At 45.0% G+C, this 8051-nt stretch carries 9 protein-coding genes; 6 read left to right on the top strand and 3 right to left on the bottom strand.

All coding sequences use genetic code 11. From position 1 onward, the window contains the following. Together D1841_RS18755 and D1841_RS15630 are read right to left on the bottom strand one after the other, a co-directional pair. Positions 1-236: hypothetical protein (locus tag D1841_RS18755; protein ID WP_207710192.1), on the bottom strand; the 236-nt coding region annotated here is incomplete at its 3' end. Beyond that, positions 233-610, bottom strand: coding sequence for a hypothetical protein (locus D1841_RS15630; protein ID WP_161880095.1), 378 nt, complete (start codon positions 608-610; stop codon positions 233-235). The genes D1841_RS18755 and D1841_RS15630, both read right to left, overlap by 4 nt. Before the next feature lie 598 nt (positions 611-1208). Between D1841_RS15630 and D1841_RS15635 the strand changes: the two genes are divergently transcribed. The 6 genes from D1841_RS15635 to D1841_RS15660 all read left to right on the top strand — a co-directional run bounded on the left by D1841_RS15635 (position 1209) and on the right by D1841_RS15660 (position 7457). After that, positions 1209-2411: a hypothetical protein gene (locus tag D1841_RS15635; RefSeq protein WP_160644446.1), complete on the top strand. Its 1203-nt coding sequence runs from the start codon at positions 1209-1211 to the stop codon at positions 2409-2411. A 59-nt stretch (positions 2412-2470) separates the two neighbouring features. Next, positions 2471-3139, top strand: a complete 669-nt coding sequence (locus D1841_RS15640) for an ABC transporter ATP-binding protein (RefSeq protein ID WP_160644444.1) — start codon at positions 2471-2473, stop codon at positions 3137-3139. Next, complete coding sequence (locus D1841_RS15645) at positions 3139-3930, top strand: radical SAM protein (protein WP_160644442.1); 792 nt, start codon at positions 3139-3141, stop codon at positions 3928-3930. The genes D1841_RS15640 and D1841_RS15645 overlap by 1 nt, the downstream gene beginning before the upstream one ends. 276 nt (positions 3931-4206) lie before the next feature. Continuing rightward, complete coding sequence (locus D1841_RS15650) at positions 4207-4365, top strand: hypothetical protein (protein ID WP_161880094.1); 159 nt, start codon at positions 4207-4209, stop codon at positions 4363-4365. A gap of 96 nt (positions 4366-4461) precedes the next feature. Continuing rightward, positions 4462-6354: an FtsX-like permease family protein gene (locus D1841_RS15655; RefSeq protein ID WP_160644440.1), complete on the top strand. Its 1893-nt coding sequence runs from the start codon at positions 4462-4464 to the stop codon at positions 6352-6354. Beyond that, positions 6351-7457 (top strand): S8/S53 family peptidase, encoded by a 1107-nt coding sequence (locus tag D1841_RS15660; protein ID WP_160644438.1) that lies wholly within the window; start codon positions 6351-6353, stop codon positions 7455-7457. Before D1841_RS15655 ends, D1841_RS15660 begins: the two co-directional genes overlap by 4 nt. 337 nt (positions 7458-7794) lie before the next feature. On the opposite strand, the gene D1841_RS18760 is transcribed toward D1841_RS15660, so the two are convergent. After that, positions 7795-8051: hypothetical protein (locus tag D1841_RS18760; protein WP_207710193.1), on the bottom strand; the 257-nt coding region annotated here is incomplete at its 5' end.

Raw genomic sequence — 8051 nt, forward strand, 5'->3', positions numbered from 1 at the left:
AAAGCGGAAAAGTGCCCCGTGGCACTTTTTGTGGCGCTTTTCGAGAAAAAATGCGATGCTTGCTCGTCCAGAACCACAGTTCCGGACGCTTTGACGCCTGCGGCGGTTCTCGCCCCCAAACCTCCCCGTTTTCCTCCTGCCAAACAGGCAAATCCGACCTGTCCAAAACCGGATTTCCCGTAGGCTTCTGTTTTGCCGCAAGGTACTTCTTCACTTGTCCGGGCACGGTTTTTCATAGAGTTTTTCCAGAAATTCCCCCAAAGGCCCCTCCAGAGACGGCCCTTTTTGGTTCAAATAAGTAGCAAAGGCTTCTGCTTTTTCTGGAGAAATACTGTCCGGTAAGTGCTTTTCCATCAGCTTTTTCTCCTGCTTTGCCGTTAAAAAATGCTCTTTGTGTTGTCGTTTTTATCACCGTGAGACGCGGAATCCACACGGAAATCCATGAAAAAACACCCTTTTGTACATGGCATAGCTTCCCTTTAGCTTTCACGCTGTGATGGATTTTTATCTTTCCCGAACAAAATCCCCCTGAATTTCTCGTTTGGGATAGGTTGTAGTCATGGAAAAGGGCCGCGGCTTTTTCTGCCGCGGCCCTGCCTGCACCTTTCACTGTACTAAGTATAACAGGAAAAAGTCCCCTAAAGTTCCCCTAAAATTCCCCTATTTTGAAAAATCTGGGCCTTTTGGCAAAAAACTGTAAAAACAGGTTCTTCTCCATTGGGTTCCCTCTGCCTGCACTTTTCACTGTACTTAATTATAACATAAAAAAGTCCGCAAAAAGTCCGCAAAAAGTCCGCACTTTTTGTGGCTTTTATTTTGATGCCAAGAGATCCTGGAAAAAATTGACAGAGTTTTTATAGAGGCTTTACGGATTTTGACCTACGTCTGGCCACAAGCAAGAAGGCTTTAAGGGCTTCTCTCAAAATACCTGTTTTGATTATATTTTTATTTGAAAAATCATTTTAAATTTGTGTTGACAGATAAATCCAAATATGTTATACTTTATAAAGCAATACTGAAATTCTATTTTTGTATCTGGAATCTAAATATACCTCTTGGCTATGAAACCCATCAAACAGAATTGTCTATAAGCAAAACAGTTTTTTTAATTTTAAATACATTTAAAACTGGAACTGCCAAGTTGGAGTGCAGGGAGGAAGGGTTTTGTAGGTAGTCTCGATAATCCGCTGGAGGAGATGGTAGCTGTCATGATCTTAGCGACAGAAATCAAGCGAATTCTTTTCCGGTTCCCCAAAAGGACTATTTTGACGATATCTATAGCTGCTGCTCTGTTGTGCTGTTTTATCGGTTATTTGGGCAATATGCAGTCTGGGGAGAATGCTTTAATCCACTTGGGGCAGGCTGTGCCTGTAACGGTACAGATTGCAAGCCGGAATGGCAGAAATACACAGCGCCTGGAGATCAGGCAAAAAACTTTCCAGGGCATTATGGCCTTAGGTATCCGCGATGCGCAGTATACAGCCGGGGCGCGCATATCCATGGCTCCAGATGGATTTATTCCAGAAAACGGCATGTTGGGAGACAGCCTGTTGGCGGTAAACAATCTGACAGTGCTGGAAAACCCTGACGCAAACGCGTTTTATGAAAATGTGGAAGTACCTTTTTGGGAAGAAGGCCAAGCTGTTTGTTTTTTACAGGATGACTATGCTGCCAGGCAAAATCTTTCCGTGGGAGATATGTATCGCCCTTATATTTATTCGCCCCGGTACAATAGCGATGGCTTTTCCCTATATTATGAAAACCTGGGACAGAAATCCTTGAAAATTGTTGGCACTATACCTGATGATATGGTTTCAGGGGAGGTTATTGTACCTGTTGCGTGGCTATGGCAGGCAGAGGAGGATGCGGGCATCGAACCAGTGTGCAGTTCCTTTCAGGGGATTGTAGAGGATCCCCTGCATTTGAACGATTTCAAGAAAAATCTGCCAGCTTGCGGCTTGGGGCCGGTTGCTGTGGATGCGAACGAAGAAAGTGTGGGAAATGCTCTGCTGGTACATGACAGGCAGTATATTGAGAAAGCGGAGCAGTTGATACAAAACAACAGGATACTAAAAAGTTTTTTGCCTTTTTTCTCCCTGACGCTTATCATGATTACGATGATTGTCACCTTTTTTCTTATGCGCAGTGTACGCCGCGATATGGCGCTGGCTATGGCATTGGGACAGCCCCGAATCAGGTGTGCCCTTCCTTATTTTTGCAGTATCCTCATTGCTGATTTAACAGGGGGACTAGTTGTTTTCGTGCCTGTGTGGTGTATAACAAATATTTCCCCGCTGCGCTTTTTGGGCGTCTATGGAATGTTCTACGGCTGCGCCGCTGTGGGAGTGGCAGCAGCACTGTTGCTTGTATTCCGATTTGATCCTTTGACATTGCTGTCAGCATCTGAATAATGGAATACGGGACTGTTATGTGATAATGGAGAGGGGAGCGGTGCCGCATGGCGGTTCCTATGAAAATATTAACCGCAGAAAACGTCAGCTATGCATACAAAACAAAGTATCAGACGGTCTATGCTCTGCGCGAAGTTTCCTGTACCTTTGAAACCGGAAAGCTGTATGCCATTGTGGGCAGATCAGGCAGCGGAAAGTCCACCCTGCTGTCCATGCTTTCAGGAATGGCTATGCCTGATCAGGGAAAAATCATCGTGCAGGGGGAAGAACTGACAGCAAAGAAATTGCCAAAGCACCGCCGGGATAATATTTCTGTTATCTATCAGGCGTTTAATTTGTTCCCTCAACTGACTGTGCTGGAAAACGTAACCTTTCCTATGGAAATTGTCCGGCGCGAAAGGGACGGCTATACAGAAAAAGCCAGGACATTGCTGGAAAGCGTGGGCATAAAAGAGAACCAGTTCCGCAAGCTTCCCGCGCAGCTATCCGGGGGAGAGCAGCAGCGGGTAGCTATTGCCCGCTCTTTGGGAAGTCCCGGAAAAATCATGCTGGCAGACGAGCCGACCGGCAATCTGGATACGGAGAACGGAAAAATTGTGCTGGACATCTTGAAGGATTTATCCTATAAAAAAGGGTATTGCGTGATTATTGTAACCCACGATATGGATATTGCCGCAAAGAGCGATGCAGTGTATCATATGCAGGATGGGAGATTGGAGCGAGGGTAATGGAAAAGCCGCATATTCTTTTGATCAAAACAGCTCTTGGAAAATATTTCTACGAGGTCGGTAGGAATGAGATCGTTGCTATTCAAGATGATTTATTCGCATTGCTTAGTACTGTGATGAAAACAGGAGTGCAGCCAGAACAGGATGGACGAGAAGTAACTACCCAATACTATAATTTAGTGGAATGCGGTTATTTACAGCCTTGTGTGATAGAAGAGATACGACATCCTCTGACAGATGAGCTGCATTGTATGCTAGAGCGAAAAATAGAAAAAATAACCCTGCAGGTTACGCAGTCATGCAATTTGCGTTGTACATATTGTATCTATTCGGAGACTGGTAATTTTAGTCAACGTTCACATTCTTCCTTGCAAATGAGTTTTGAAACCGCAAAACGCGCTCTTGATTTTTGTCGAGCTCACTCAGAGGACACTACAAAAATACATATTGGTTTTTACGGAGGAGAGCCATTACTTTCATTTCCGATAATCCGGCAAATAATTGCATATTCAGAAAAAATATTTTCCGGAAAATTAATCAGTTATGATATGATTGGTCAAGTTACATATCCTTTTTGGGCACAAAATCTTAAACCATCTGATTTAGTCTATAGAATCAATAATTTTATAAGTAGGATGAGTGAGGAGAAGCATCCCGATGTTGTTCTGATCCGGCTTCCCTTACCAACGATAAAATATGATAGCAATAATCCATTTGATTTTGGCATTATCTCTTTTATAGTCTCACAGGCTGTACACGGTGATGGGTGTATCTGCTGTGCACCTTCTTAAACTCCGGCTATTGGATTCTGGGATAATCTTTCTGATAATTATCTTTCAAAATTTGGTTACCCGATTCTCGGTGTCTGTCTCAATAATTTAAGAGTCTATAGAACTGATATAGAAGGGGTTAGCACATATCGTGTTGGTTGGACCGAAATATCAGATGAGCTACAGATATTGAACCAAAATAACCAACTATCGTTTTTTCACCTTCAGGATACAGATTTATTTGAGCAGTCGCGAGGAGTTATGTGAAGCCAAAACTTACACAAGGAGCGTTTTAAAATGAAAAAAATTAAGAAACAGAATCCAAAATCAGCACAATCAGTGCATGAGTTTGCTTGCCCTTGTGTAGCACCTTGTTACACAGGGTGTAGCGGTGACTGGCACTATCTGTCGCTGGACACAGCCGTTGTTCCTGGTATGCAGACTGTGAACTACTAAAGCCATAAGGCTTCGGCGTGGGGAATCAGGGAAGCCTGGTTCCCCGCTTTCGTTTTTAATTCCACATAACCGGGGCAGAAGGAGCGCGGATAAGACATGAAAAACAGCTTGAAGCAGTTATTTCGGACGCCAGGAAAGACAGCCGTGTTTTTTCTGCTTTCCTGCGCGGCAGCTTTGCTGCTGGCAGTAAGTCTGGAGCTATGGATTTCAACCGACGAAAAGATTCAGACGGTAGAGGAAAGCTTTACCACTCTGGGAACCGTTCAGCAAAAAGGGGTTGACACTTTTCCCCAAACAGAGATATGGAGCGCCGGGATATATCCGGTCTTTGACCTGAACGCGGACTATGAAAAGCTGGATAAAACAGCAGGGTATATAGAAGAATTCTGGCCGGGTCTGGAAGAACCGGAAACAGAGGGCATTTCCCTGGCAGATTTGGATTTCCCAGAGGCGGAGTACCTCTTTGGCCCTGAGAAGCGGCCCTATTATGGTGCGTGGATTCCGCAGGCAAAAGAGTCCCAGCCCGTTACCGCCCTTCTTTCGGTCTGGGAGTTTACCCCTCTGGAAACAGCAGAGCCGGGGACGCCGTTCAAGGCGGAGGTGGGGCGTGTTTTGGCTGGACGGGGACAGTCCAGCAGCCATGAAGTGTACATTTGCGACCACTATAACAGAGAACCGGAAGAATTGGAGGCTGGCAAGACCTACATCGGATATCTTTCTTCCAGTGTGACCTTTACGCATAAAGATACGCAGGCTTTGCTTTCTGAATGCAGTTTGCTGCCCTATCCGCTGAGCAGCCACCCAAACTCTGCTCCCCCTTATTATGCGGAAGTGACGGATGGATTTTATGAGACGGAGCGGGGAAAAAGCTGGACAGCGCTGGCGGAAGCCATCGAACGGAAAAGATATACTTTCCCGGTTCTGCCAACCGGCAGCTTGAAGCTTCTTCCATCTTTTCATAGCGGAAAGGCCAATGTGCAGCACGGCCGTGAAATCTCCCAGGAGGAATTTGACAGCGGGGCACAGGTCTGCATGGTTTCCACGGATTTCCTCCAAAAACAGAACCTTGAAATAGGGGACAGGATATCCCTCTCCCTGTACTATGCGGATTACCGCTTTTCTCCCCGCATGGAATATGGCGGGGATGGCGTGCTGTACTACTCCCGGATGAATCTGGTAAATGAGAACGGGGAAATGTACCCGGTTTTCTGGAAAAGCGAATATGAAATTGTGGGCGCCTACTTTTCTGCTGCCGTATATAATGCGCCGCGGGAGGCAATAGAGCTTTCCGATCAACTGCTGATTATCCCCGCTAATTCTGTAAAAGCTTCTGATACAGGTTCTGTAAGCGAGACGGGCCCCATGCTGCACACCACCACCTCCTTTACCATACCGAATGGGACAACTGAGAAATTTTTGCAGGCCCTGAAGGAAAATGTACCGGAGCACAGCAGGGTTGAGGTGAATTTTGAAGATGGGGGCTACGCCCAGATCCTCGCAAACCTTACAAAGATGAAGACCACCTCCATCCTTCTCTTTTTCATAGCTGCGGCGGTGGCGCTGACCGTACTTATGCTGATGCTGTATTTCTTTATCCTCAAGCAGGCTCGGCGCACAGCCATTGAAACCAGCCTGGGCATGACAAAACGGCAGTGCCGGATTTCATTGGTGTCAGGAATTATGGCTATCTGCATAGCCGGAACCTTATTAGGGGCAATGGGCAGCCTGGCCTTAACTTCCGCGTCGGAGGAATACTCATCCAGGGAAACAGAACCCATATTCAGCACAAAGTACAGCACCTGGACGCGTGAGGGGGGTTCCCTGCCTTTAACGAGTGAGCACAATGGCAGCGCGGCTTCTGCCCTTCGCGCCGTTTCTGTGGCCCTGGCTTTACAGGGGATTACCGTATTTTTATCCATTTTGTTTGTAAACCGAAACTTGAAGATGGATCCCATTCTGTTCATAAACGGAAAAGAGCAGGGCCTATGAAATCAGAGAGAAAAACAATATGCCTGATTGACGGCCCGATCAATTTGGCAGTGCTTTCCGCACTGGCAGGACGTGTTCCAAAAAATTTGACGCTGCTCAACCAAAATACGGATTATGTTCCCTCAGGGCCTTTGCCCATCAGCCATGGAACAATTTGCATGGCTTTACTGATTGAAACATCTCTGGAACAGGGAATCTTGGAGAATGTCAGGTTTATACATATTTCCATACATAATTCTACAGGACAAAATTCACTGGCCCTTTTATTGAAGGCATTTGAATATTGTGACATTATTCAACCAGATATAATTTCCATGAGCGTGGGAATATTTGACCGGCTGTATGCCAAAAAAATGCTGCCTTTTTTGAACCGTTGGCGTGGTAAAACGCTCGTATTCGCTTCAGCATCTAATGATATTCGGCTTGTGTATCCTTCTGCTTTTAAAACGGTAATCGGCATAAAAGGCCAGAAAAAAGACGACTTCCAAATTCAAAAAGCTGACAATCCGTTGGATGGAATTGACCTTGTAGTTTCCCATCGTGAGACACCGATTTTAGGAAAAGTTAAAAAACAATATGGATTAAGCTATAAAGGATATAACAGTGTATTAGTGCCTCAGATAAGTGTAATTGCGGCAAACCAGCTTATAACACGCAGTGTCAAATCAGAAAAGAATGCAGTAGTACAGAGCATCGTGACAGAGGAAGCCCCTAACACGCTGACTATCTGTCCTGTTAATTCAGAAAAACGGGGAACAGAAATACCTGTTATTTTGATTTCTTACGTTCCTAAAGGAAAAGATTGCAGGGCAGCTTTCGCCCGAAGCCTTCAAAATGAATTTGAGAAACATGGTTACGGATGCGCTGTATTATGTGATTTCTTGCAAACTTCCAGCTTTGAAAAAGGATGGTATTTGTTACGTGAGAAGCGTTTGCGAACAGATCTGGTATATTATCTGAATGCGCTGTCCGAAAATATTTTCCTTGCTCTGTTGAACAATGAAAACACACCTGATATAGACTTCGATTTGAATCTGGAGGATTATGTTGAACGTTTTCCCCCCGCCGCGGTATACGATATGATTATGACCAAATTTACATAGTTCTTTCATGATTTCATTTACCTTGCTTATTCACAGTTCTGGTACTTCTATACTCTTGCCGGTTTGCTGGACTTCAAACTCATTCTGCTCCTCAAGATTTCTATACTATCTGCACGAGTCACCATTGCATTTTTCTCCTCACAAATAATTTTTGCGGAAACAAATATATCCCCTATGTAGTCCCACTTTTCTACATAGGGGATATATCAATCAAGCGGTTGTGCTAATTTGATTTAACCAGGCGCAGCAGTATCTAAGCGATGAAAACCATCTATATAGAGAACACCAGATGAAGCCGTCGAAGCAGTTGTCTATCAGATCACTATAAATTTTTCTATCAGGTTTTCCAGCAAACGTGCAGAAGATTTGCTTTTGTAAGCAGGTTTTGAGGGCGGGAAGTGCCTGAAATCCAGACTTTAAGCCGTTTTTCAGTATAGAGCGGTACAAGATAGAGGCATCTAAAACTGTCTAAAATTTGCACTGTCGCTCTCCAAAACCGCGTGCCGAGGGTTCGAATCCTTCTGCCCCTGCCACAGACTTGGCCCGGAATTCCTTGGAATTCCGGGCTTTTCTTGTGTTTTGGGGCGGCGACTT

The sequence above is a fragment of the Neglectibacter sp. X4 genome (genome assembly GCF_009917365.1).
GTDB lineage: Bacteria > Bacillota > Clostridia > Oscillospirales > Acutalibacteraceae > Acutalibacter.